This window comes from Noviherbaspirillum album (assembly GCF_035916955.1).
Lineage (GTDB): Bacteria > Pseudomonadota > Gammaproteobacteria > Burkholderiales > Burkholderiaceae_D > Noviherbaspirillum > Noviherbaspirillum album.
Window position 1 is genome coordinate 190,579 of the sequence record NZ_JAWIIV010000009.1, and the last position, 25,184, is coordinate 215,762.

A 25,184-nucleotide genomic window follows, 5' to 3' on the forward strand; every position below is an offset into this window, starting at 1 on the left:
TCGGTTGAGCAGACGACACCCAAGTTGTTACTCGAGGTTGCGCAGGCGGCGGGTGACAGTTGCTCCGGGCAGCTTCAGTTTATGGGCCGCCGCGCTCGGACCACCCTCCTCGACTATCGTCACAAACAGATAAAGATCATCGAGCATGATTTCAAATTTGGAATTTAAGTTTTAAAGATCGCGCCTTGTTCGTGGTTTTGGCACCATATAAACTTGTGGCCTCATCCCGTCAAGAAAGGAAAAGAAGTGAAGAATCCCTTCCGATTTCGACTCGTTTTCGGTTTGCTGATGTCACTGGTCATGTCGGTTTTCATGACCTGCTGGGTAACCTACATCAACCTTGGAATGCGCCCCGACTTTGCACTGCAATGGGGTCGAGCCTTCCTGATGGCTTGGCCAGCCGCCTTCCTGATCGCCTTTTTGTTCGGGCCGCTATTGCAGCGCGTGACCCAGCGGCTGCTTCCGGGAGACGGGCGCAATGCTTAACTCTTGACGGCGTATGGATCGAGTGCATAGTAAGGTGAGGCGCAAAAGGACTTGCTTTGCTGCCGCAAAGCGGCCATCCGGAGTGTGCACCACAAAAGCTTGAGAGATCTGTCGAAATGCACCGCCGTTATTCGTCGTGTAGGGTAACCATTTTCAGGAGACTTCCATGCCCCGTTACATGATCCAGGTTCGCGCCACCCCAACGAGCGAGGCTGGCGACTTCCCCGATGACCCTACTCTGGTCCCGCGCATGATGGCCTTCCACGACGAAATGGCCAAGGCCGGCGTGCTGCTCGATGGTGCTGGGCTGCAGCCCAGCAGTCAGGGATTTCGCGTGCAGTATGATGCCGCCGGTCAGGTGCGCGTCATAGACGGCCCCTTTGCCGAGGCCAAGGAGCTGATTGCCGGCTACACCCTGATCGAGGTGCGATCACACGACGAAGCGATGGCATGGGCGCGGCGCTTTCCGGCGCCGTTCCCTGGTCAACCCTGTTGCATCGAGGTGCGCCCGCTGATGGGCGGCATTGACCTTCCACCCGAAGATGCCGAACGCATCATCCGTGAACAGCTGGCCGCCATCAAGCAGCGCGAATGACGCCTCCTGTCGAGGCGCCAAGGCGGTCTGGAGTCGTCGTGGAACCGCGCATAGTCCCTAGGAAGCTGCCGTCCACGAATGGCCGGATATGGCCAGGATAGCGGAATGGGGATAAGAATGGCAGCGCAGGTAGCGGAGGCGCGCGAGGCACTTTCCGCAACTCCGGACAGGCCGGCAGGGAGGGCGATGCACCGCCCTGCTCTCCCTGCCTCGCAGACAACCCGCCTCGCTAGAGCGCTTTCGGCTTGACCGGCCTAGCCGAAAGCGCTCTAGTGGTTGTGCCGCGACTCGCCGCGCAGTTCAATGATGTTGAGGTAATTCACTGCCGGCTCCAGGCAGGCGCCGCTGCCGTTCTGCCCCACCATGCTGCGGTAGATTTCCTCCCACGGCGTCTTGTTGTCGAGCTTGGGCGGCACCCAGTTGCTGCGACGCTGTTCCAGTTCCTCGCTCGGCACCAGCAGGTTGACGCTGCGCTGCCTCAGGTCGATGCGCAGCGTGTCCCCCGTCTTGAGCAGGGCAAGGCCGCCGCCCACCGCTGCTTCCGGCGATACGTTCAGGATGGAAGGGCTGGCCGAAGTGCCGCTCTGCCGGCCGTCGCCCATGGTGGGAAGTGTCGTGACGCCTTCCTTGAGCAGCGCGGCCGGAGGCTGCATGTTGACCACTTCAGCGCCGCCGGGATAGCCGACCGGGCCGCAGTTGCGGATCACGAGGATGGAACGCTCGTCGATTTCCAGCGCCGGGTCGTCCAGGCGCGCATGGTAGTCTTCCGGGCCTTCGAACACCACGGCTTTCACATCGAAGCAGTCGGGATGTTCGGGATCGGACAGGAAACGCTTCCTGAACTCTTCGTCGATCACGCTGATTTTCATCACCGCGCTGTCGAACAGGTTGCCCGACAACACCACGAAGCCCGCGGCTTCCTTCAGCGGATTGTCGTAGCGGCGCACGACGTTGCGGTCGGGTTCCTCCCTGACGGCGGCGAGATCCTCGGCGAGCGTGCGCCCGGTGACGGTGATGACGTCGCCGCGCAGGCGGCCGGCATCGAGCAATTCCTTCATTACCGCCGGCACGCCGCCGGCGCGATGGAAGGCTTCGCCGAGGAAGCGTCCCGCCGGCTGGCAGTCGACCAGCAGCGGCACTTCCGCGCCCAGCCGCTGCCAGTCTTCCAGCGAGTGTTCGACGCCCATGTGGCGGGCGATCGCCACCATGTGGACCGGGCAGTTGGACGACGCGCCGAGCGCGGCCGCCGCGACGACCGCATTTTCGAACGCCTGCTTGGTCATGATGTCCGACGGCCGCAGGTTTTCATGCACCATGCCGACGATGCGGCGTCCCGTTTCATAGGCCATCCATCCGCGCTCGCGGTGCGGCGCGGGGATCGCGGCGCAGCCGGGCAGCGACATGCCGAGCGCTTCGGCCAGCGAGTTCATCGACAGCGCGGTGCCCATGGTGTTGCAATGGCCGATCGATGGCGCCGATGACGCCACCATGTCCATGAATTGCGAATAGTCGATCTCTTCCGCCGCGAGCCGCTTGCGCGCATCCCAGATCACGGTGCCGGAACCGGCCAGCTTGCCTTTCCACCAGCCGTCGAGCATCGGCCCGCCGGACAGCACGATGGCCGGGATGTTGACGGTGGCCGCGCCCATCAGGCAGGCCGGCGTGGTCTTGTCGCAGCCAGTGGTGAGCACCACGCCGTCGATCGGATAGCCGTGCAGCACTTCCACCAGTCCGAGATAGGCCAGGTTGCGGTCCAGCGCCGCGGTCGGGCGCTTGCCGGTTTCCTGGATCGGGTGCATCGGAAACTCGAGCGGAATCCCGCCGGCGTCGCGGATGCCGTCGCGCACCCGCGACGCCAGCTGCAGGTGATGGCGGTTGCACGGCGACAGGTCGGAGCCGGTCTGGGCGATGCCGATGATGGGCTTGCCCGATTGCAGCTCTTCGCGGGTGATGCCGTAGTTCATGTAGCGCTCGATATACAGCGCCGTCATGCCGGGGTCGGCGGGGTCGTCGAACCAGCGGCGGCTGCGCAGCCGCGCTCCCGGCTGCGCGCCGTGCTTCTCATCGTCTTTGTTCATTGGATTGTCCTGGATGGATGGGATGGTGAACCTTGTGCCGATTCCGGCGGCATGCGCCAACGGTGATGACTGACGACCGTGGGCGCGCCGGAATCGGCATTGCGGAACCGGCATCGGTCCCGCTCTTGACCGGCTTACTTGACCTTGCCGCGGATCTTGGTGAGTTCGGCCTGCATTTCGCTGGCCGCCGCGCTGCCGAATTCATTGGAGAATCGGGCGGTCACCGGCTGCACCTTGGCACGCAGCGCATCGACTTCGGATGCCGGCAGCTCGGTCACGGTCATGCCGTTCTTCTTCAGTTCGTTGACCGCGTTCGTCGAGAATTCGCGGATGGTCTTGCGCTCGAACAGCTTGGCTTCCTGCGCGGCGGTAGTCACCATCTTCTGTTCTTCGGGCGACAGGCCGTCCCAGGTCTTCTTGCTCATCAGCAGGACCCAGGCGGAATAGATGTGCTTGGACAGCACCAGGTGCTGCTGCACTTCATAGAACTTGGATGCGAGGATGGTGGCCACCGGGTTTTCCTGGCCATCGACGGTGCGGGTTTCCATCGCGCTGAAGACTTCCGGAAAAGGCATGGGAATGCCGTTGACGCCCATCGCCTTGAAGGTTTCGACGAACAGCGGGTTGGGAATCACGCGCAGCTTGAGGCCGGCGAAGTCATCGACCTTGCGGATCGGCTTGCGGGAATTGGTCACGTGGCGGAAGCCATTTTCCCAGAAGCCAAGGCCGATCAGGCCCTTCTCAGGTAGCTTGGCGAGGATCTTTTCGCCGAAAGGCCCGTCGAGCAATTCATCGGCTTCTTTTTCATTGGCGATGCTGAACGGCAGGTTGATGACGCCGAAATCCTTCACGTGGCTGACAAGGGTCGAGGTATCGGGAATGGTCATGTCGAGCGTGCCGCCCTGCAGCGCCGAAGTCATGGTGACGTCGTTGCCGAGCTGGCCGGACGGATACAGGCGCACGGTGATCTTGCCGCCCGACTGCTGCTTGAGCAAGTCGCCGAACTTGCGCACCGCGGTGGCCTGCGGATGCTCGTCGTTGAGGCCGATGCCGACGCGGATGACGCGCTCCTTGGCCTGCTGCGCATGGGCGGCGCCGACGAGCAGCAGCGCTGCGGTCAGGACGGAAAGGCTTTGCTTGAGTTTCATGTTGTCTCCTGGTTTTGATGTGCTTCGTATTGCCACCTGAATTCAATTCGGGATCTGCGGGCGTGACGCGTGCGTTGCAAGATCCCTGCTACGTCTCCTTTGAAGGAGAAGGTGTTTTCCTGACATTCGGTACCTTCAGCGCATCGTCAGCCAGCGCAATGGCATCGTCACGATCTCCGGCACGGCAATCAGCAGGCCGAGCAAAAACAGCTGCGCCAGCAGGAAAGGCCATACGCCCTTGATCACCGACTCCATCGGAATCTTGGCCACGCCGCAAACCACATTGAGCACGGTGCCGACCGGCGGCGTGAGCAGGCCGATCGCATTGTTCATGATGAACAGCACGCCGAAGTAGACCGGATCGATGCCCGCCGATTTCACGATGGGCATCAGCACCGGCGTCAGGATCAGCACCGTCGGCACGAAGTCGAGCGCGGTGCCGACCAGTACTACGACGAACATCAGCACCAGCATCAGCAGCTTCGGCGAATCGATGAACGGCGCGGCCAGTGCCTGCACCTGCGCCGGTATGTCGGCCACGGCGATCAGCCAGGCCGACACCATGGCAGCCGCCACCAGGAACATGATGATCGCGGTCATCCTGGCGGCGTTGACGAAGCTGCGGTAGATCAGCGGGAACGTGAGCTCGCGGTAAACCACGGCACCGATGAACCATGCGTAGAAAGCGACCACCACCGCGGCTTCGGTCGGCGTGAAGATGCCGAATTTGAGCCCGCCGATGATGATGAAGGGCAGCACCAGCGCCCAGATGCCGTCGCGCAGCGCCTTGAGCATTTCAGCGCCGCTGGCGCGCGGCCGGGTCGCGAGCGGGTCTTTGCGGCAGACGGCCCACCAGGCGATGACCAGCGCCAGACCCATCAGCACGCCGGGCACGATGCCGGCCAGGAAAAGCTTGGTGATCGATACCTGGGCAGCCACGCCGAAAACGATGAAGCCCATCGACGGCGGAATCACCGGGGCGATGATGCCGCCCGAAGCGATGAGGCCGGCGGAGCGGCCAATGGGATACTTGGCGTCGCGCATCATGGGAATCAGCAATGCCGCCAGCGCGGCGGTATCGGCCACCGCCGAACCCGACAGGCTGGCCATGATGATGGCCGCGAACACCGCGACGTAGCCAAGCCCGCCGCGCAGGTGGCCAACCAGCGCGGAAGCCAGGTTGACGATGCGACGCGACAGTCCGCCGGCATTCATGAATTCGCCGGCCAGCATGAAGAAAGGCACGGCCATCAGAATGAACGAATCGGCGCCGTTGACCGTGGACTGGGCCACGATCTGCGAATCGAAATTGCCGATCTGCAGCATCAGCGCGAGCGAGCAGACGATGAGCGCGAACGCGATCGGCATGCCCAGGCCCATGGCGCCCATCAGCGAACCGAGAAAGACCAGCAGCGTCAAGTGGCTCTCCCCGGTGCACCTTGGGGAAGCGGGGCTTTTGCCTCCTGCGCGACATGCGCTTCTTCCTCGCTGTCTGCCACCTGCAGCATTTCGTCTCCCGCCAGTCGGCCGGTGACGAGTCGCCACAAATTGCGCAGCACCGCGAGGCCCATGCCGACGGCTGCGAACAGGCCGGCCGCATACATCCATGCAATCGGATAGCCGGTTACCGGCGCCAGGATGGTGCGGTTGATGACAACCTGGTTCCAACTGCCGATGGCTAGCACCACGCAGCAGATCAGCATGAGCGCATTGCTGGCGAGGAACAGCATTTTTTTCATTCCCGATGGCGCACGCCGGACGATGGTATCGACACCGAGGTGAGCTCCCTCGTACATTGCCAGCACGGCGCCGATGAAGGTCAGCCATACCAGCAGCAAGCGTGCGATTTCATCCGATGATGAAATGCCGGAATTGAAGCCGTAGCGCAGCACGACATTGCCGAATGTCAGGACGCACATCACGAACAGCATCAGGGCGAGCAGCGCCTCGACTGCCCGCCGCGCCCAGTTCCATCGTTCATTCATAGCGGCTCCCGGCTCGATGCAGGAAAACATGCAGATGAACTGCGGGGACGGTCATAGTCATCGCTGGCGTCCTGCAAGGTAACGATATAGTGCGCGCACGCCGAAGGTCCAGGGCGGAATCTCGGTGGACAGCTGCACGGTGTTGACCAGCGCGCCGAGGCGCGGCGTGGAGATCGTGACGACGTCGCCCAGGTGGTGGGTGAAGCCGGCGCCGGGGGCATCCCGGTCCTGGATCGGCGAAAACATGGTGCCGAGGAATAGCATGAAGCCGTCGGGATACTGGTGGTGACGGCCCCAGGTCTGGGCGACCAGGTCCAGCGGGTCGCGGCTGATTTCGCTCATGCGGCTGCTGCCCTGCAGCACGAAGCCGTCGTCGGCGCCCTCGATGCGCAGCGACAGTTCGGCCTGGCGCACGGCATCGATGTCGAAGCCGTCGTCGAACAGGCGGATGAATGGGCCGATCGCGCAGGAACCGTTGTTGTCCTTGGCCTTGCCGAGCAGCAGGGCGCTGCGGCCTTCGATATCGCGCAGGTTGACGTCATTCCCGAGCGTGGCGCCCACCACCTTGCCGCGGCTGTTCACCGCGAGTACGACTTCCGGCTCGGGGTTGTTCCAGTGCGACTCCTGCGCCAGCCCGACCGCCGCTCCAAAGCCGACTGCCGACATCGGCTGCGACTTGGTGAAGACTTCGGCATCCGGACCGAGCCCGACTTCCATGTACTGCGACCAGGCGCCGCGCTCCATCAGCAATGCCTTGAGCCGGTTGGCCGCGTCCGATCCGGGCCGTACCTGCGACAGGTCGGTCCCGACCAGCGCGGTGATGGTCTCGCGAATCCTCGGCGCATCCTCGGCCTTGCCGCGCGCCTGTTCCTCGATGACCCGCTCCAGCAGGCTGACCGCGAAAGTTACGCCGCACGCCTTGATCGCCTGAAGGTCGCAGGGTGCCAGCAGCGAAGGACGGGTTGCACCGGCTTCGATGCTGCGCTGCATGAATGCCTGTACCGGTCCCAGCCCGGTACCGGCGGCGGTGCGGGCGAGCGTCGCCGGATCGTCGGCTTCCAGCAGGTCGGAGACCGTAGAAACGGTCGATGTGATGTCATGCATCATGCCGTTGCGCACGGCAACCACGCCGGGGCCGCCCCTATCCGTATCCCATATGCGTCCTACAAGAAGGGCCTGCTCCAGGTCGTCGGGCAGGCAGCGGCTGGCATTTGCATCGATCACGTCGTCTCCAAAATTTTTGTTGATTCTTTGCTTATTCAGCGAATCTTAGGCGCGGCAACCATATAATTCCAATGAAAAATCATGCCGCACCTATGCCATTATCGATATACCCGGAGAGACACTCATGGAGACACCCCACTGGTTCGTGCGCAACCGCCTCAAGACCAGGCAGTTATGGCTGATCGTCGCCATCTACGATCACAAGAGCATCAACAAGGCGGCTGAAATGCTGGGCATGACGCAGCCGGCGTCGTCCAAGCTGCTGCGCGAAATCGAGGAGGTGCTGGGCGTGGCATTGTTCGAACGGCTGCCGCGCGGCATGCAGGCGACCTGGTACGGCGAAACCATGGTGCGCCATGCTCGCATGGTGCTGCGCGGGCTCAACACCGCCTGGGATGAAATCGCGGACTGGAAATCAGGCCGTTCGGGCCGGGTGACCGTGGGCTCCATCATGGCGCCGGCCATCAGCATCGTTCCCAGGGCAATTGAAGCGTTCTACCGCGAAGACCGGATGGCGCGGGTCTCGGTGGTGGTCGAATCCAGCGACGTGCTGTTTCCGCGGCTGGCGCAGGGCGAACTCGACATCATGATCGGGCGCTTCGTGGTCGACGGCGACAAGACCAACTACGACTACGAGACGCTGGTCGACCAGGAAGCCATCTGCTTCGTCGCCCGGCGCGACCATCCCCTGCAAAGGCGGCGCAAGCTGTCGTGGCAGACCCTGGCAGAAGCGGCCTGGGTGGTTCCCCCGCCCGGCGGCCGGCTGCGCCACCGCTTCGACATGCTGTTCCGCGAGCAGGATCTGAGCCCGCCCAGGCGCCTGGTGGAAACCGTGGAGCTGCAAACCCTGGCCGCGCTCGTGCAGCGCACCGACATGCTCGCCATCCTGCCGACGGAGGCGGCACGGCACTGCGCCGGCAGCGATCTGCGCATCCTGCCGCTGCAGCTGTCGTACACCATGGACTCGTTCGGCATCATCACCCGGCGCGGCCACCTGCTGTCGCCGACCGCGGCCGAACTGCTGGGTTTCCTGAGAGCGGCCGCGCAGGATCATTACGGAGGCATGGCGCCGTCCGGTGCTTGATGATAGGATTCTGAAACCGGTTTCAACGATATCTGCCTTCAGAGTCCGCTTACCGAATCCATATGCCACCCAAGTCCATTCAGCGTACCCCGGAGCAAAAGGCGCCGGCAGCCAAGGCCACGATCGCGGACGTCGCCCGGGAAGCCGGCGTCTCCAAGGCAACGGTATCGCGCTTCCTCAATCACGGGGACAAGCTGCTTTCCGCCGACATCGCCAGCCGGGTGGAATCCGCCATCGCCAGCCTGCGCTACACGCCCAGCCCGATGGCACAGTCGCTCAAGCGCGGCAAGTCCGGCTTGATCGGGCTGGTGGTCGCCGACGTGGCCAATCCGTATTCGGTCGCGGTGCTGCGCGGCGTCGAGACCGCCTGCCGCGAAGCGGGCTACCTGGTGATCCTGTTCAATATCAGCAACGACCGCGAGCGCGAACAGGAAGCCATCGCCGCGCTGTCCTCCTACCAGGTGGAAGGCTTCATCCTGAATACCTCGGGCTACATGCCGAGCAAGTCACGCAAGCCTGATCACTACGGCAAACCGGCCGTGCTGGTGGACCGGCGCCATGCCGACATGCAGGAAGATTTCGTATCACTGGACAATGCCAGCGCCATGGCCATGGCGGTGGATCACCTGGTCGAGGCCGGCTACCGCGAACTGCTGTTCGTGACCCAGCCGCTGTCCAACGTCAGCTCCCGCATCGAACGCGAGACGGCCTTTCGCAATTGCATCGCGGGCCGCACGTCGAAAGTGAACGGCGCCAGCCACGAGAATGCCGAGGACGATGCCGAGGCGCTGGAGCAGGCGCTGCGCAGGTTGGTCAAGCCGGGACCGGGCACGCGCCGCTCGCGCCGACCGGCCATTATCACCGGCAATGCGGTGATGACGCTGCGCGTGGCTGCCGTCGCGGCCCGCCTCGGGTTGCAGCTTGGCAAGGACCTCGGCCTGATCGGTTTCGACGATGCGGAATGGGCGCCGCTGATCGGCCCCGGAATCACGACCATCGCCCAGCCGACCGACGAACTCGGCCGCATGGCGGCACGCTGCCTGATCGAACGCATCGAAGGCTTCAACCTGCCGCCGCGCCAGATCCTGTTATCCGGCAGGCTCACCGCGCGCGGATCGACGATGCAGGAATGAAACAGCTTTCGCACAAGATTTATGAAACCGGTTTCTTGATCTTTGAAACCGGTTTCAGTAGAATGATTTTCAAAGCTCCATCGCAGAGCCCATCGAACAGCCTCTTGTGAGCCAACGCATCACGCCGGGAGCATCGTGAATTACACATTTCAATTCGGAGACGTGCTGGCCGCATGGCCGCTGCTGCTGAAAGGCGTCTGGGTGACGGTCCAGCTCTCTTTCCTGGCGATGGCGATCGGGCTGGTGGTGGCCATCGTCTGTGCCTGGGGCAAGACCGAGGGTCCGGCGCCGCTGCGCTGGCTCATCAATGCCTATATCGAGATCATCCGCAACACCCCCTTCCTGGTGCAGCTGTTCTTTTTCTTCTTCGCCCTGCCCGCGCTGGGATTGCGCTGGTCCGCGCATACCGCGGCGCTGACGGCGATGGTGGTCAATCTCGGCGCCTATGCGACCGAGATCATCCGCGCCGGCATCGAATCGATACCGAAGGGGCAGATCGAAGCCGGACTGGCTCTCAGCCTGAACCGGCTCCAGATCTTCCGTTTCATTATCCTCAAGCCGGCGCTGCGCGCGATATTTCCGGCGCTGACCAGCCAGTTCATCCTGCTGATGCTGAGTTCCAGCGTGGTGTCGGCGATCTCGGCCGACGACCTGACCTCGGTGGCCGCCAATCTGCAGTCGCAGACCTTCCGCAGCTTCGAGATCTATATCGTGGTGGCCGTGATCTACCTGCTGCTGTCACTGGCGTTCTCGGCGCTGTTCAGGCTCATTTCCGGCCGCTGGCTGAGCTATCCGGAGCGCCGGTGATGAGAACCTTCGGCATCGGCGACCTCTGGTTCATTCTCGAAGCGGCGCAGTGGACAATAGCGCTGTCGCTGATCGCCTTCATCGGCGGCGCGATCGGCGGCCTCGCCATCGCGCTCAGCCGCACTTCGGACCTGCCCCTGCTGCGCAACGCGGCGCGCGCATTCATCCTCGTGTTCCAGGGCACGCCGCTGCTGCTGCAGCTGTTCCTGGTGTTTTTCGGCGCGCCCATTCTCGGGCTCGACGTCAATCCCTGGGTGGCGGCAGGCATCGCCCTGATCCTCAACACCAGCGCCTTCCTCGGCGAGATCTGGCGCGGCTGCATCGAAGCGATTCCGCGCGGCCAGTGGGAAGCGGCCGAAGCGCTCAACCTGTCCTACAGGTCGCGCATGATGAAGGTAATCCTGCCGCAAGCCTTCAAGATCGCGCTGCCGCCGACGGTGGGTTACATGGTGCAGATCATCAAGGGCACTTCGCTGGCAGCGATCATCGGCTTCACCGAGGTCACGCGCGCCGGGCAGATCATCAACAACGCGACCTTCCAGCCGCTGATCGTGTTCAGCGTGGTGGCCGCCATTTATTTCATGCTCTGCTGGCCGCTGTCGCTGCTGGCCGGGCACATGGAGCGCCGCCGCAATGCCGCGCTGGCGCGCTAGCGAATTTTCACAGAACGACAACCGACGACCACAGGAGACTAGCCATGACTGATTTTTTCAAACGCCGCCTCGCAACTTCATCAATGCTTGCCCTCGGCGTTGCCGCCGCTATCGGCATGAGCGCAACAGCCGCTTCGGCGCAGACGGTGGCCGACATCAAAAAGAAGGGTGAACTGACGGTCGGCATGCTGGTAGACTTCCCGCCCTACGGCATCATGAGCAGCAGCAACCAGCCCGACGGCTACGACGCCGACGTGGCCCGCCTGCTGGCCAAGGACCTCGGCGTCAATGTGAAGCTGGTGCCGGTCACCGGCCCCAACCGCATTCCCTTCCTGCTAACCAACAAGGTCGATGTGCTGGTGGCTTCGCTGGCGGTGACGCCGGAGCGCGCGAAGCAGGTGCAGTTCTCGCAGCCTTATGCGGCGGCCACCATCGTAGTCTATGGCAGCAAGAAAGCCAACGTGAAGGCTGCGCCCGAACTCAAGGGCGTGCGCGTGGGCGTTGCCCGCGCCAGCACGCAGGACATCGCCCTGACCGCCGTGGCACCGGAAGGTACCGAGATCCGCCGCTTCGACGACGATGCGTCGGCGATGCAGGCGCTGATGTCGGGCCAGGTGGATGCAATCGGCTGCTCGACCACGGTGGCCGCGCAGATCGAGAAGCGCGTTCCTGCCAATACCTTCGAAAACAAGTTCGTGCTGCGCCAGCAGGTGATGGGCATTGCGATGCGCCCCGGCCAGGCCGAACTGCAGAAGGCGGTGGATGACTTCGTCGCCCGCAACAAGGCCAACGGCGAGCTCAACAAGCTGTATCGCAAATGGCTGGAAACCGACATGCCCGCCATGTCCGGAAGCTGAGCGGGGCGGCCATGACAGCAAGCGCAAGCGCCGCGGTCCGCGACGATGCCGCGTCGGGAGAGCGGAAGGAAGCGGCGTTCATCAGCCTGGAAGGCGTCAACAAGTGGTACGGCAGTTTCCAGGTACTGACCGACGTCAACCTGCAGGTGAAGGCCGGCGAACGGATCGTGATCTGCGGGCCGTCCGGCTCCGGCAAGTCGACCCTGATCCGCTGCATCAACCGGCTCGAAACCGTGCAGCAGGGCCGCATCACGGTCGACGGCATCGACCTCACCGACGGCGGGCGCAACGTGGAAGCGGTGCGGCGCGAAGTCGGCATGGTGTTTCAGCAGTTCAACCTGTTTCCGCACCTTACGGTGCTGGAAAACTGCACGCTGGCACCGGTGCAGTCGGGACGCATGAACAGGCAGGAAGCGCAGGACATCGCGCTGCACTTCCTGACGCGGGTGCGCATTCCCGATCAGGCAAACAAGTATCCTAGCCAGCTGTCCGGCGGCCAGCAGCAGCGCGTTGCGATTGCGCGCGCGCTGTGCATGAAACCCAAGGTGATGCTGTTCGACGAACCGACCTCGGCCCTCGATCCGGAGATGGTGAAGGAAGTGCTCGACACCATGGTCGGCCTGGCCGAGGACGGCATGACCATGCTATGCGTGACGCATGAAATGGGCTTCGCACGCAGCGTCGCCGACCGCGTGATCTTCATGGCCGATGGACGCATCCTGGAGCAGGCGCCGCCGGCGCAGTTCTTCGGACAGCCGCAGCATGAAAAGACGCGCAACTTCCTCGGTCAGATCCTGACCTCTCACTAGATTTCCGACAATGAGCCTTTCTTCCGCCGTTTTCATCTCCCTGTCCTCCTTCGGCGCCGCCGAGGTGGGACGCCATGGCCAGCTGTGGTTCGCGCGGCTTGCGCATGCGGCCGGCGCCGACGGCGTGGAGGTGCGCGGAGAATTGCTGCGGCAGCGCGAAGGCCAGACCGATGAGATCGACGAGATTGCCGCCGGCTTGCGCGAGATGCAACTGCGGGTGGTGTATTCGAGCCCGGAAGGCATGTTCGGCGGCAACGGCGAGCTCGATGCCGCCGCGCTCGACCGCGCGTTCGCCATTGCCCTTCGCCTCGGCGCCTCGCGGCTGAAAATGTCGATCGGGCATTTCGGCCAGGCATCGCATTCCTGCTTGCAGGTGCTGAAGAGACGTTTGAGCGAATCCGCCATCGAACTCGTGATCGAGAACGACCAGACCGAGTCCGCCGGCACGCTCGGCGCGCTCCGGGAATTCTTTGCCGCCGCCGATGCGGCCGGGCTGGCGTTACCGATGACCTTCGACATGGGCAACTGGCATTGGACCGGCGAATGCCCGCAGCAGGCGGCGTCGGTATTTGCGGCACGGGTGGCCTACATCCACTGCAAGGGTGTGCAGCACCAGTCGCAGCGCTGGGCCGCGGTGCCGATGACCCGGTCGAGCGCGGCATGGCGCTCGGTGCTGCGCAGCCTGCCCGGCGGCGTGCCGTGCGCGATCGAATATCCGCTGACCGGCGACGACCTGCTCGCCGTGACGCAATCCGAAATCAGCGGCCTGCGCGCCATCATGGCCGCCGGCGCCGCCAGGGAGGCATTGCAATGAACCAGGCTCTGGATGTGGTGACTTTCGGCGAAGCGATGCTGCTGCTGGTGACGGACCGTCCCGGTCCGATCGAGGATGCCGAAGTCCTGCACAAGCGCACCGCGGGCGCGGAAACCAATGTTGCAATCGGACTGGCGCGGCTCGGCTTCAAGGTCGGCTGGGCGAGCCGCCTCGGCACCGATTCCATGGGCCGCTACCTGCTCAAGGCCATGCAGCGCGAAGGCATCGACTGTTCGCACGTGGTCTGCGACGCCGCGCAGCGCACCGGCTTCCAGTTCAAGGGCCGCGTCACCGACGGCAGCGATCCGCCGGTGGAATACCATCGCAAGGGCTCGGCCGCCAGCCAGATGACGGTTGGCGATATCGACGTGCCATGGCTGCAGTCGGCGCGGCACCTGCATGCGACCGGCGTGTTCGCCGCCATCTCCGATACCTGCCGCGAAGCCGCGCTGGCGGCCATGACGCTGATGCGCGACGCGGGGCGCACGGTCTCCTTCGATCCCAATCTGCGGCCGACCTTGTGGGCCACGCCGGAGCTGATGCGGGAAAGCATCAACCGCATGGCGGCGCATGCCCATTGGGTGCTGCCCGGCCTGGAGGAAGGCCGATTTCTTACCGGCGAGCAGACGCCCGAAGGCATTGCCCGCTTCTACCGCGAGCGTGGCGCGGAGCTGGTGGTCGTCAAGCTCGGGAGCGACGGCGCCTACTTCGACGGCGCGGTGGGCGATGAAACGGCGAGCGGCTATGCGCCTTCCTTCCCGGTCGACAAGGTGATCGACACCGTCGGCGCCGGCGATGGCTTCGCAGTCGGCATCGTCTCCGCCTTGCTGGAGGGCTTGCCGATGGCGCAGGCGGTGCGCCGCGCCGCCTGGATAGGCGCCCGCGCGGTGCAGGTGCTGGGCGATACCGAAGGCTTGCCGACCAGGGCGCTGCTGGCGGAAGCGGGAATGTGATGCCGACCGCGCCGCGCAAGAAGGTCCTGGTATTCCGCGAGCTCCCGCCCGATCAGCTCGAACGCATCCGCGCGGTCCATGACGTGACCGTCGCCAACCCGCGCAAGCCGGAGCAGCTGTCCCGGTTCGACGAAGCGCTGCCTTCGGCGCATGGATTGATCGGCTCCAGCTATCCGGTCGACGCCGATCTGCTGGCACGCGCCGCCAGCCTTGAAGTCATTTCCAGCGTATCGGTCGGCGTCGACAATTATGCGCTGCCCGCCTTGCGCGAGCGCGGCATCCTGCTCTGTCACACGCCCGGCGTGCTGACCGAGACCACCGCCGACACCATCTTTGCGCTGATCATGGCGACCTCGCGGCGCCTGGTCGAACTCGCGCTGCATGTGCGCGAAGGCCGCTGGGACCGCAACATCGGCGAGGATCTGTACGGCTGGGACGTGCACGGCAAGACGCTCGGCATCATCGGCTTCGGCCGCATCGGCCAGGCGGTGGCGCGGCGCGCGGCGCTCGGCTTTAACATGCGGGTGCTGTACAGCGGCCGGCGCGATGCGGAAGCCCCCGGGCTGGAGGGCAAGGCGACGCGGGTGACGATGGAGGCCTTGCTCGCCGGCTCCGACATCGTGGTGCTGACGCTGCCGCTGACCGAGGATACGCGCGGACTGATCGGCCGAAGCGAGCTGCAGGCGATGAAGCCGGGAGCCATCCTGGTCAATGGCGCGCGCGGCGCGATCGTGCAGGAAGACGCGCTGCTCGACGCATTGAACGCGGGACAGCTGCGCGCGGCGGGGCTCGATGTGTTCGCAAGCGAACCCCTGCCGCTAGCTTCGCCGCTGCGCCTGCATCCGCGCATCACGGCGCTGCCGCACATCGGCTCGGCCACGCACGAGACACGCCACGGCATGGCGGAGCTGGCCACCACCAACCTGCTGCAGGCCTTGGCTGGCGAACGGCCGACGGCGCTCTATCCGCTTGGATAGAACGGTAGCAGGGTAGCAAAGTAGTACGGCGGCAAACCGGTTTCGTCATCCGTTCCGGCAGGAACAAAACGCCCATGCAATTGCCTATGCATTATCGGCATGCCATCGATATTCGATGTCACCGATCACGAAACAGCGGAGCGGCAGGATGGCAAACGACAGTCAGCAAGGGCAAGGCATCATGCAACCAGGCAGCTTTCGCATCGGCGACAGCGTCGAAATGATGGCAATGCGCCAGCGCCATCAGGAGCTGGCACGGAAAATCAGGGATGGGGCGGTCAGCGAAACGGAGCGGAACGAATACCTTCGGCTCGATGACGCCCTGCATGAGCATAAGTGCAATGCAGGCCTTGCGCGCCTGGACGACGGCAAACCGTGAGGGAATTCCGGGCGAACCAGGGTGTGATTCTCGCGGCACTCATGACATACTGCCCTCCCATTTTCCACCGGCCCATCCAGCGCTTGCCATGACCAAGACTGAAGCATCGGACAACAAGGCTCTCAGAGTCGTCCTGTTCATCATCGTCGTTTTTGCCTGCGTCGCTTCGGCCCTCATCTGGATGCTGGCCGGCTGGAAGGCAGGAGTGATTGCCCTGCTGCTGCTGATGTTGCCCGCGGCCACCATCTATCGCTACAGCGGCATCAAGGGTGCCAGCCCAAAAGCTTCCGGCACCCGCGCTTCCGGCACCGACGAGTAGCTCCGGAACACATCCGCATCCGGAGCCGGCCCGGAGCTTATCGCTGAACTTTTACCTGGACAGTACTGCGCGCCCCGATATTCGATGTATCGTAGGCAATCGCGGTCAGGGTATGGCTGCCCGCCAGGCCGCGCGTGCTCCAGGCGTAGTCGAGCACGCCGCCCGTCACGGTCGCCACGCGTCTGCCGTCGATCAGCAGCATGGTTCTAGCGACGGCGCGATTGTCGCTTGCCCGCACCGATACACGGACCGTTCCATAAACAACCGCACCGTTGCCCGGGCTCGTGAAGGAAACCTTGGGTGCCGTGGTATCGGCGGGCGTTGGCGTTGGCGTTGGCGTTGGCGTTGGCGTTGGCGTTGGCGTTGGCGTTGGCGTTGGCGCTGGTGCCGGCGCTGGTGCTGGTGCTGGTGCTGGTGCTGGTGCCGGCGCGGCGCCTTCGTAGGCACCGATATCTATCTGCCCGTTCAGGACGCGCTGCTCCGCGGATGCGACATGCCTGTACTGCGCCACGGCCGTCAGCGACACACCGGTTTTCGAGACGCCCGCCGCCGAACCCGTGTTGATGACCGGTGAACCTGCGGCCGGACGCAGGTCATAAGCGGCGCGATTCATGAAGGCCGGGCTCAGTGAACGGTAATTGGTCCTGTCGAGGGCCGTTACCTGGGTCGTGGCTTCTCCTACTCCCGAAAAGATATTGTTCTGCATCAGGATTGGCGTGGTGACCGACGACCCGACCAGAATGAAGGTTCCGCGCGAACTGTCGTTGTTGAGGAAGGTGTTGTTCACCACGTAGAGATCCTGGGTGGGATTGCTCGCGCCTTCCGCGCCGAAGGCCAGCATGCCCGGGTTCTGGTTGATCAAGGGTTGTTCGATCACATTGCCTATCACATAGGCCGTGCCGGCATTCGGCAAATCGATTTCATAGCTCGGCTGTCCGCTTGCCGTGGTACCCGCCTGGCCGGGCGCGGTGCTTGAGAACCGGTTGTACGCGATGGTGTTGGTATGGGCGCGCGACTTCAGATTGTGCCCGACATGGGCATCGTGCGAGTAGTTGTTGCGGAAAACCAGGCTCCTCGCCTGCCCGATGTAGACGTTGTGGGAATACCCGTCTCCATAGCCGTTATGGCCGAACTCCGTATTTTCGATCAGGATGTCCGACGCGGTATTGACGCCGGAGAGGATGCCGTTTTCATTGTCATGCAGGAAGCTGCCGCGCAAGGTGAAGCCCGTTCCTTCAAGCCGCAGTGCGGCGCCGTTGCGGTCGGGGACTTTCGCGCCGAACATTTCCACGTTTTCAATGGTGGTGCCATCGCCGACCACGACCCAGGTGCCCTTGCCCATCGCATTCCTGCCGCCGGCATCGATCTTCGGACGTCCATTGACGCCGCGGATCGTCAGGTTGTGCGCATAGATGCCGCAGACGTCTCCGGTATAGGTTGCCGCGCCGTCGATCTCGATGAGGTCTCCCGCTCTGGCGGCACCGATAGCCTTGCACGGCGTTGAAAACGGCTTTCCCGGACCGACTGCCAATGTCGCGGCGGAGGCGTTGGCCGCCATCCCGGACACAAGTAGCGCGATTGCGGCGGCAATGCTGCTGCGCGCGGCCGGACGGACAGGAACTACCGCACGATAGCTAAAGGAGGCTGAAAGGAACATGGAAAATCTACGGAGAAGAAGTGATAGCGAAGCATATTTCGTTAAACCATGTGTTGTCTTACAGAAACATATTTCGTTCCTCTTCTTACCTGCCGTTACACTTCCCTTATGTATTTGGCAATCGGTTTTTTCAACTGAAATGACGGAAACTCTTTTCACAAATGCAGTGGGAATGACTTCATCGCGACAATGTTGTAAGATGTCTTTACTTACAACCGCTTTAGGATCAATGTCCGCCGGCAAGCATTTCGCAAACCGCCTGCCGAAGTGGCCAACGCATCTTTCAAGCCAAACAGGAATCGTGATATCGCCGTGGCGTCCAAACTTGTCCTCAATGCTCCGTATCCGACCAAAAAGCGCGAAAAGCTGGCTGACGTGCTTTACAACTCGATCCTCAAATCCATCGTTGAAGGCGAGCTAAAGGAAGGGGACCGGCTTCCGGGCGAAGAGGCGCTGAGCGAGCAGTACCGCGTGTCGCGCCCCACCATACGCGAGGCCCTGGCACGTTTGCGGGCTGGCGGGATCATCGTGTCGCGCCAGGGCTCCGGTAGTTATGTTGGGCGACCGCAGCAGGCACCGGCACTCAACTTCAGTGAAATTGCCAGCGTTGCCGATTTCCAGCGATGTTATGAATTCCGGCGCGGCATAGAAGCCGGCGCCGCGCACCATGCCGCGCGCATGCGCGATGGGGCCGACCTCGAACGGATACAAAACGCCTACCAGCGGCTGCAGACGGTGACGGTACGCGGCGAAATCGCAGTCGAGGAAGACTTTGCGCTGCACATGGCGATCGCCATGGCGGCGAAGAATCCCTTCTTCCAGTCGGTGCTGGAAGCCATCCGCAGCCAGACGCTGTTCAGCATGTCGCTGTCGCGCAATCTGTCGCGGGAGCAAGGGCCGCAGCGCATGGCGTCGGCTGACAAGGAGCACAGAATGATCATCGACGCTATCGCGCGACAGGATCCCGAATCGGCGTCGGCGGCGATGCGGGCACACATCAACAATTCAATGATCCGCATCCTGGGCAGCGACAAATAAGGCTGCCGCTTGCAGGCGCAATGAAGCCCATCCCTGCAGGCCGGGACCGCTTTGAATGCAAATCGCCGGTGTAGAATGAAACCGGCTTAGCTTTTCACCGTATTGATCTGAATGATCTGAACTCCATGGATATCCATACCGCAGTGTCCAACAACCCGAACCGGAGCAATGTCGGCAGTCTCAGCCGGCAATTGGTCGAATTGCTTACCGAGCGCATCCAGAACGGGGAATTGAAGGCGGGCGACCGCTTTCCCACCGAGATCGAGCTGATCGAGCAGTACCGGGTCAGCCGCACCGTGGTGCGCGAAGCGGTATCGAGCCTGAAGGCCGACGGCCTGGTCGAGACGCGCCATGGCATCGGCACCTTCGTCTTGGAGCCGAGCCGCCGCGTGCGCGTGGCCACCGATCCGAAAGAGGTACAGACGATACGCGAGGTGCTGCAGCTGCTGGAATTCCGCATCTGCCTGGAGCCGGAAGCTGCCTTTCTTGCGGCACAGCGCCGCAGCGAAGACGAACTGCGCAGCATCAAGACTGCGCTGGACGAACTGGTTGAACAGCGCACGCGCGGCGACGATACCTCGGGCGCCGATTTCGCATTCCACAACAGCATCGCCGCCGCCAGCGGCAACCGATATTACGCCGACACCTTCAGCTTCCTCGGTGCGCGCGCAATTCCGCGCACCCAGGTCCGTACCCACCAGTTCCAGCCACTGCCGCGCGAGCAGTACATGCACATCGTGAACCAGCAGCACAAGGCGATCTACGACGCCATCGCCGAAGGCAGCGCCGAGCGCGCCCACGAAGCCATGCTGGTGCACCTGACCAGCAGCCTCGAGCGCCTGCGCAATGCGATCGCGGAAGAGCCGCGAGCGACTTGACAACGCGGAAAACGTCTGGCTCGACCACAACAGGATCGACACAGCGTCATCGCAGCGGATGTTGAGACTTTAAAGAACCAATACCGCGCGGAAGTCGTTCACGTTGGTCAGCGTCGGGCCAGTGACGACAAGGTCGCCAAGCGCGCTGAAGAATCCATATCCGTTGTTGTCGGCCAGCATGGCCTGCGCATCGATGCCGGACGCAGCGGCGCGCGCCAAAGTATCGGGGCCGATGACTGCGCCGGCATTGTCTTCCGAGCCGTCAATGCCATCGGTATCGCAGGCAATGGCATGCACGTCGGGCATGCCTTCGAGGGCCACCGCCAGCGCAAGCAGGAATTCCGCATTCCGCCCGCCACGCCCCTTGCCGCGCACCGTGACGGTGGTCTCGCCGCCGGAGAGCAGCACGCGAGGCTTGCCGCTCGCCTTCACCTGCCCGTGCATCTCGCGCACGATGTCCGCATGCGCGGTGGCCACGTCGCGCGCTTCGCCTTCGATATGGTCTGACAGGATCTGCGGCTCGATGCCCAGTGCACGCGCCCTATCCGCCGCCGCTTCCAATGCGGTCATCGCGGTGGCGACGACTTCATGGCGATGTCCCGCAAAGCGCGGGTCGCCGGGCTTGGGGGTTTCCAGTTCGCCGGAAACCAGGCGGGACCTGACTGCGTCGGGAACCTCTATTCCGTACCTGGCGATGATGCGCAATGCATCTTCGCAGGTGGTCGCGTCAGGGATGGTCGGCCCGCTGGCGACATGGCTCGGGTCATCGCCGGGGATGTCGGAAATGAGCAGCGTATGGACGCGCCCCCTGCATGCGGCAGCGAGCCTGCCACCCTTGATCGCCGACAGGTGCTTGCGCACGCAATTCATTTCCGAGATGCTGGCGCCCGAGCGCAGCAGCGCGCGGTTGATCGCCTGCTTGTCGCCGAACGCGAGCCCTTGCGCGGGCGCGGCAAGCAGCGATGATCCGCCGCCCGAGATCAGGCAGAGCAGCAGATCATCCTGCTCCAGCGATCCGGCCAATGCCATGATGCGCTGCGCCGCGGCGGCGCCGGCGGCATCGGGAACGGGATGCGCGGCTTCCACCACTTCGATGCGGCGCGTCGGCGCACCATGGCCGTAGCGGGTGACGACCAGGCCGGACAGATCACCCCGCCAGTGCGCATCCACCGCCTGCGCCATCGCGGCGGCGCCCTTGCCCGCTCCGATCACGACGGTTCGGCCGGGCGGCGGCGCGGGCAGGTGCGCGGGCACGCAATCCGCTGCGCTGACCGCGGCCACCGCCTTCTTGAACAGGTCCAGCAAATCCGCGCGGGGCGCGCTACGGTGTTGGGTCGTCATGGCGGGGTCGGCACCGTTCGATCAGGCGATCGGATGGTTGGACATCAGTTCGAGCGCACGGCACAGTGCGGAATGATCGCTCTTGCCGAAACCGTTCGCCACGCAGGTATTGAACAGCTCCTGTGCCGTCGCGGTATTGGGCAGCGTAACGCCGAGCGAGCGAGCGCCCTGCAGTGCGAGGTTCAGATCCTTCTGGTGCAGCTCGATGCGAAACCCCGGATCGAAGGTGCGCTTGACCATGCGCTCGCCATGCACTTCGAGAATACGCGAGGAAGCGAAGCCGCCCATCAGCGCCTGGCGCACGCGCGCCGGATCGGCACCGGCTTTCGAGGCGAACAGCAGCGCTTCGCTGACGGCTTCGATGGTCAGCGCAACGATGATCTGGTTGGCGACCTTGGTGGTCTGGCCCGCGCCGTTCTCGCCGACGTGCGTGATGTTCTTGCCCATCAGTTCGAAGTACGGCTTGACGCGCTCGAAGCCCTCGACCGAACCGCCGACCATGATGGTGAGCGTTGCGCCCTTGGCGCCGACTTCGCCGCCGGAAACCGGCGCATCGAGATATTCGCAGCCGAGCGCGTTGATGCGCTTGGCGAATTCCTTGGTTTCGATCGGCGAGATGGAACTCATGTCGACCACGGCCTTGCCTGTGGACAGGCCGGCGGCCACGCCGTTATCGGCGAACAGCACTTTCTCCACATCCGGCGTGTCCGGCACCATCAGGAAGATGATGTCGGCGCTTTTCGCGACTTCCGTGGCGGAGGCGCAGTAGGTGGCCTGGCCGTTGAGCGGGTCCTGCGCCGGCTTGGTTCGGGTATGGACGAACAGCTGGTGTCCGCCCTTTTGCAGATTCAGTGCCATGGGCGCACCCATGATGCCCAGTCCGATGAAGCCGAGGTTTGCCATGTAGTTCTCCTTGATGATGATTGAGGGGCGTGCCGGCGGCTGCCTTCAGCCGCCGGTCAAACGCCTTGCCGTGTCGATTCGGCGAGATTCCGCAACGCTGCTTCAGCGCCGCTGCGGAGCAATGTGATGTCGGTCGTGATGGCGACGAAATCAAATCCGCTGCGCGTGTATTCGGCCGCCAGCTCGGCGTCCGGCATCAGGATGCCGATCGGTTTGCCTGCGGCATGGCAACGTTCGCGTGCGGCATGAATCTGCTTTTGCACGTCGGGATGCTTGTTGTCGCCCAGGTGCCCGAGCGCCGCGGCGAGATCCGAAGGTCCGACGAACAGAGCGTCGACGCCGTCGACTGCGGCGATCTCTTCAATGTTGCCGAGACCGGCAGCCGATTCGATCTGCACCACGAGGCAGGTCTCGTTGTCGACCTGCGCGAAGTAATCGGCGTCGCGGCCGTAGCGGTTGGCACGGGTTCCGGCCGACACGCCCCGAATGCCCAGCGGCGGGTAGCGCATTGCGGCGACCGCGCGTCTGGCATCGTCGGCGGTATCCACCATGGGAATGATCAGTGTCTGCGCACCAATGTCCAGCATGCGCTTGATGATGATGGTGTCATTGACGACCGGACGCACCAGCGCCGGCATGTCGCCTTGCGCAACGGTGCGCAACTGCTCCAGTACCATGGGCACATCGTTGGGGGCATGTTCGCTATCGATCAGCACCCAGTCGTAGCTGGATTGAGTCAGTACTTCCAGGACGTTGCAACTGGCCAGCATGCTCCATATGCCGATCTGTTGCTGCCTGGCCTTTAAGCGCGCCTTGAAGGAATTGGTTTTCATGGAAGCCTCGATGAATCAAGTGGGACGACGGCGTGCAGGGATCTTGCAATGCTTCGGACCGGGCCGACATGTTTATTTTCAATGGCAATCTGCCTGTCTGGCAAGGCTTCTTTCGTGAAAAAACGGAGCGCGCTGGCGAACGCTCCGTCATTCAAGAGCCGCCTGGCAATTCAGGCGGCATGTGCTGCTTGAATTGTTACTTGCCTAGCATGACCGAAGGCAGCCACAGCGAGAACGAGGGCACGTAGGTGATCAGCAGCATGGCCGCGATCAGCGCCCCGTAGAACGGCCAAATCGTCTTCATCACCTGCCCCACACTGATTCCGCCAATCGCGCAGCCCACGAACTGGGTGGTTCCCACCGGCGGCGTGTTCAACCCCAGCGCGCAATTGATCAGCATCAGCATGCCGAACTGCACCGGGTCCATGCCAAACTTCATTGCGATCGGCAAGAAAATAGGCGTGCAGATCAGGATCGTGCTGGCCATGTCCATGAACGTGCCCAGCAGGAACAGGATGATGTTGATCATCGCAAAGATCGCCCACGGGCTCGACGAAATGCTCGACATCATCTCGCCGGTCAGTTCCGCCACTTCATACAAGCTCATCAGGTGCTGGAACACCGCGGAAATGCCGATCAGCAGCAGCACCACGCCAGTGGTCTTGACCGCCTTGGCCGCCGATTTCATCAGGTTTTCCCAGGTCATCGACCTGTAAACGAAGACGGTGAGGATCAGCGCATACACCACCGCCACCGACGCCGCTTCCGTCGCCGTGAAGATGCCCGACAGAATACCCACCAGGATGATGACCGCAATCATCAGGCCCGGCAGCGCCGAGCCGAACGACGCGACCACTTCGCCCCAGCCCGGGAACTCGCCCTTGGGATAGTTGCGCTTGACCGCCACCAGGTAGGCCGCCACCAGCATGCAGATGGTCAGCACCAGCGCCGGCAGCATGCCGGCCATGATGAGCGAAGAAATCGACACCGCGCCGCCGGCGGCGAAGGCGTAGATCACCATGTTGTGGCTGGTGGGCATGAGCGCGCCGACCAGCGAGGCATGGGTGGTCACATTCACCGCATAGTCGGCGTGATAACCCTCTTTCTTCATCATCGGGATCATCACCGCGCCCATGGCCGAGACATCGGCCACCGGCGAGCCGGAGACGCCGCCGAACAGGGTGCATGAGACCACGTTGGACATGCCCAGGCCACCGCGCACGTGGTTGGTGAGGCTCTTGGCGAAGCGCACGATGCGGGCGGCCACGCCGCCGTAGAGCATGATTTCACCGGCAAAGATGAAGAAGGGAATGGCCAGGAACGAGAAGATGTTCATGCCCGAGACCATGCGCTGGAACATGACGGCCAGCGGCATGCCTTCGACCAGCAGGGCGGCGGCGGACGATAGGCCGATGGCGAAGGCCACCGGCACGCCAAGCAACAGGAAGCCGGCGAAGCTGAGTACGAGAATTGTCAGTGCCATGATGGGATCACTTCCTTACCGGTGACGATTGCAATGATGTGCTCGATGCAAAAGAGAATGATGAGTACGCCGGCGATGACGACGGCGACATAGTTGATGCCTTCGGAGACGCCCAGCGAAGGGATGTTGTAGTTCATAACGGACTTGCCGAGCAGGGAGCCGTACCAGACCATCATGGCGCCGAAGCAGCCGACGACGACATGGATGACGATCTCGAACTTCTGCCGCAGTTTTTCGGGCAGCAGCACGAGGATGGATTCCATGCCGATGTGACCGGCGTCACGCACGCCGGCGGCGGCGCCGAGCATGGTGACGTAGATGACCAGGACCAGGGCGGCACCCTCGGCCCAGGTCGGGGTGTCGTTCATGACGTAGCGGCCGAACACCTGCCACATCACCACGAAGACGATGCCGAACAGTCCCAGCACCGCCGCGACCATCGCCGCGCGGCATAGCGCCGCGTTGAATTTAGTGAGAAACATTATCTTGTCTTCTTGAACAGGCGGCGCCATGTCCGCCTTGATCGCTGCATCTAACATACGGCCTCCAGAAATCCAGAAAATCCAGAAAAAACTGCATTGATGGAGGCCGTTGGGCTTCCATCAATGATTTGTCACCTCATGCGAGGGACATGGAATCAATTTGCGCTTTTCTGGATCTTGGCGACCACGTCCTTGAGCGCCGGGTCGGTGACGAAGCGGTCATACACCGGCTTCATCGCCGCCGTAAATCCTTTCTTGTCCACGTCCG

General features: G+C 63.1%; 27 protein-coding genes and 1 pseudogene. 15 read left to right on the forward strand and 13 right to left on the reverse strand.

From position 1 onward, the window contains the following. Positions 1 to 27: 27 nt before the first annotated feature. Positions 28 to 147: a helix-turn-helix domain-containing protein gene (locus RY831_RS13200; protein WP_326506818.1), complete on the reverse strand. Its 120-nt coding sequence runs from the start codon at positions 145 to 147 to the stop codon at positions 28 to 30. A gap of 99 nt (positions 148 to 246) precedes the next feature. Here RY831_RS13200 and RY831_RS13205 point away from each other — a divergent pair, with 99 nt between their 5' ends. Both RY831_RS13205 and RY831_RS13210 read left to right on the forward strand, forming a co-directional pair. Next, entirely contained in the window at positions 247 to 486 is a 240-nt protein-coding gene (locus RY831_RS13205) for a DUF2798 domain-containing protein (protein ID WP_326506819.1), read from the forward strand. 166 nt (positions 487 to 652) lie between these two features. Then, positions 653 to 1,081, forward strand: a complete 429-nt coding sequence (locus RY831_RS13210; RefSeq protein ID WP_326506820.1) for a YciI family protein — start codon at positions 653 to 655, stop codon at positions 1,079 to 1,081. Positions 1,082 to 1,350: 269 nt separating this feature from the next. Here RY831_RS13210 and RY831_RS13215 read toward each other — a convergent pair whose 3' ends face one another. From RY831_RS13215 to RY831_RS13235, 5 genes are all read right to left on the reverse strand, one after another. After that, on the reverse strand, positions 1,351 to 3,159 hold the full coding sequence (locus RY831_RS13215; RefSeq protein ID WP_326506821.1) for an IlvD/Edd family dehydratase: 1,809 nt from the start codon (positions 3,157 to 3,159) through the stop codon (positions 1,351 to 1,353). Positions 3,160 to 3,293: 134 nt separating this feature from the next. Next, entirely contained in the window at positions 3,294 to 4,307 is a 1,014-nt protein-coding gene (locus RY831_RS13220) for a TRAP transporter substrate-binding protein (RefSeq protein WP_326506822.1), read from the reverse strand. Between the two features lie 135 nt (positions 4,308 to 4,442). Beyond that, positions 4,443 to 5,726, reverse strand: coding sequence for a TRAP transporter large permease subunit (locus tag RY831_RS13225; RefSeq protein WP_326506823.1), 1,284 nt, complete (start codon positions 5,724 to 5,726; stop codon positions 4,443 to 4,445). Then, entirely contained in the window at positions 5,723 to 6,292 is a 570-nt protein-coding gene (locus tag RY831_RS13230) for a TRAP transporter small permease (RefSeq protein ID WP_326506824.1), read from the reverse strand. The genes RY831_RS13225 and RY831_RS13230 overlap by 4 nt, the downstream gene beginning before the upstream one ends. Positions 6,293 to 6,349: 57 nt before the next feature. Then, complete coding sequence (locus tag RY831_RS13235; protein ID WP_326506825.1) at positions 6,350 to 7,516, reverse strand: fumarylacetoacetate hydrolase family protein; 1,167 nt, start codon at positions 7,514 to 7,516, stop codon at positions 6,350 to 6,352. 124 nt (positions 7,517 to 7,640) lie between these two features. Between RY831_RS13235 and RY831_RS13240 the strand changes: the two genes are divergently transcribed. The 11 genes from RY831_RS13240 (at position 7,641) to RY831_RS13290 (ending at position 16,301) form a co-directional block, all read left to right on the forward strand. Continuing rightward, positions 7,641 to 8,600 carry a LysR family transcriptional regulator gene (locus tag RY831_RS13240; protein ID WP_326506826.1) on the forward strand — a complete coding sequence of 320 codons (960 nt, stop codon included), beginning with the start codon at positions 7,641 to 7,643 and terminating at the stop codon, positions 8,598 to 8,600. A 62-nt stretch (positions 8,601 to 8,662) separates the two neighbouring features. Continuing rightward, positions 8,663 to 9,733, forward strand: a complete 1,071-nt coding sequence (locus RY831_RS13245; protein ID WP_326506827.1) for a LacI family DNA-binding transcriptional regulator — start codon at positions 8,663 to 8,665, stop codon at positions 9,731 to 9,733. Positions 9,734 to 9,868: 135 nt separating this feature from the next. Continuing rightward, positions 9,869 to 10,540: an amino acid ABC transporter permease gene (locus RY831_RS13250; RefSeq protein ID WP_326506828.1), complete on the forward strand. Its 672-nt coding sequence runs from the start codon at positions 9,869 to 9,871 to the stop codon at positions 10,538 to 10,540. Then, positions 10,540 to 11,193, forward strand: coding sequence for an amino acid ABC transporter permease (locus tag RY831_RS13255; protein WP_326506829.1), 654 nt, complete (start codon positions 10,540 to 10,542; stop codon positions 11,191 to 11,193). Before RY831_RS13250 ends, RY831_RS13255 begins: the two co-directional genes overlap by 1 nt. Positions 11,194 to 11,237: 44 nt before the next feature. Continuing rightward, positions 11,238 to 12,050, forward strand: coding sequence for a transporter substrate-binding domain-containing protein (locus RY831_RS13260; RefSeq protein WP_326506830.1), 813 nt, complete (start codon positions 11,238 to 11,240; stop codon positions 12,048 to 12,050). A gap of 11 nt (positions 12,051 to 12,061) precedes the next feature. Next, complete coding sequence (locus RY831_RS13265; protein ID WP_326506831.1) at positions 12,062 to 12,859, forward strand: amino acid ABC transporter ATP-binding protein; 798 nt, start codon at positions 12,062 to 12,064, stop codon at positions 12,857 to 12,859. A 10-nt stretch (positions 12,860 to 12,869) separates the two neighbouring features. Beyond that, positions 12,870 to 13,673 (forward strand): sugar phosphate isomerase/epimerase family protein, encoded by an 804-nt coding sequence (locus RY831_RS13270; protein WP_326506832.1) that lies wholly within the window; start codon positions 12,870 to 12,872, stop codon positions 13,671 to 13,673. After that, a complete protein-coding gene (locus tag RY831_RS13275) occupies positions 13,670 to 14,626 on the forward strand; it encodes a sugar kinase (protein WP_326506833.1) in 957 nt (318 codons plus the stop codon). Before RY831_RS13270 ends, RY831_RS13275 begins: the two co-directional genes overlap by 4 nt. After that, complete coding sequence (locus tag RY831_RS13280) at positions 14,626 to 15,603, forward strand: 2-hydroxyacid dehydrogenase (protein WP_326506834.1); 978 nt, start codon at positions 14,626 to 14,628, stop codon at positions 15,601 to 15,603. Before RY831_RS13275 ends, RY831_RS13280 begins: the two co-directional genes overlap by 1 nt. Positions 15,604 to 15,751: 148 nt before the next feature. Then, positions 15,752 to 15,982, forward strand: a complete 231-nt coding sequence (locus RY831_RS13285) for a hypothetical protein (RefSeq protein WP_326506835.1) — start codon at positions 15,752 to 15,754, stop codon at positions 15,980 to 15,982. An 88-nt stretch (positions 15,983 to 16,070) separates the two neighbouring features. Then, a complete protein-coding gene (locus RY831_RS13290) occupies positions 16,071 to 16,301 on the forward strand; it encodes a hypothetical protein (RefSeq protein WP_326506836.1) in 231 nt (76 codons plus the stop codon). 37 nt (positions 16,302 to 16,338) lie between these two features. On the opposite strand, the gene RY831_RS13295 is transcribed toward RY831_RS13290, so the two are convergent. Continuing rightward, the gene (locus tag RY831_RS13295) at positions 16,339 to 17,958 is read right to left on the reverse strand and encodes an Ig-like domain-containing protein (RefSeq protein WP_326506837.1); all 1,620 of its coding nucleotides are present in this window, start codon (positions 17,956 to 17,958) and stop codon (positions 16,339 to 16,341) included. Between the two features lie 312 nt (positions 17,959 to 18,270). Between RY831_RS13295 and RY831_RS13300 the strand changes: the two genes are divergently transcribed. Together RY831_RS13300 and RY831_RS13305 are read left to right on the forward strand one after the other, a co-directional pair. Continuing rightward, positions 18,271 to 18,996, forward strand: coding sequence for a FadR/GntR family transcriptional regulator (locus RY831_RS13300; RefSeq protein ID WP_326506838.1), 726 nt, complete (start codon positions 18,271 to 18,273; stop codon positions 18,994 to 18,996). Between the two features lie 125 nt (positions 18,997 to 19,121). After that, on the forward strand, positions 19,122 to 19,874 hold the full coding sequence (locus RY831_RS13305; protein ID WP_326506839.1) for a FadR/GntR family transcriptional regulator: 753 nt from the start codon (positions 19,122 to 19,124) through the stop codon (positions 19,872 to 19,874). A gap of 69 nt (positions 19,875 to 19,943) precedes the next feature. Here the strand turns inward: RY831_RS13305 and RY831_RS13310 are convergent, their stop codons facing one another. The 6 genes and pseudogenes from RY831_RS13310 to RY831_RS33405 all read right to left on the reverse strand — a co-directional run. Further along, a complete protein-coding gene (locus RY831_RS13310) occupies positions 19,944 to 21,215 on the reverse strand; it encodes a glycerate kinase type-2 family protein (RefSeq protein ID WP_326506840.1) in 1,272 nt (423 codons plus the stop codon). A gap of 21 nt (positions 21,216 to 21,236) precedes the next feature. Further along, a complete protein-coding gene (gene glxR / locus RY831_RS13315) occupies positions 21,237 to 22,133 on the reverse strand; it encodes a 2-hydroxy-3-oxopropionate reductase (protein ID WP_326506849.1) in 897 nt (298 codons plus the stop codon). Between the two features lie 41 nt (positions 22,134 to 22,174). Beyond that, positions 22,175 to 22,951: an HpcH/HpaI aldolase family protein gene (locus RY831_RS13320; RefSeq protein ID WP_326506841.1), complete on the reverse strand. Its 777-nt coding sequence runs from the start codon at positions 22,949 to 22,951 to the stop codon at positions 22,175 to 22,177. A 196-nt stretch (positions 22,952 to 23,147) separates the two neighbouring features. Then, complete coding sequence (locus RY831_RS13325; RefSeq protein WP_326506842.1) at positions 23,148 to 24,434, reverse strand: TRAP transporter large permease; 1,287 nt, start codon at positions 24,432 to 24,434, stop codon at positions 23,148 to 23,150. Next, entirely contained in the window at positions 24,425 to 24,916 is a 492-nt protein-coding gene (locus RY831_RS13330; protein ID WP_326506843.1) for a TRAP transporter small permease, read from the reverse strand. The genes RY831_RS13325 and RY831_RS13330 overlap by 10 nt, the downstream gene beginning before the upstream one ends. Before the next feature lie 155 nt (positions 24,917 to 25,071). Continuing rightward, positions 25,072 to 25,184, reverse strand: a pseudogene (locus RY831_RS33405) (TRAP transporter substrate-binding protein); the annotation flags it as partial.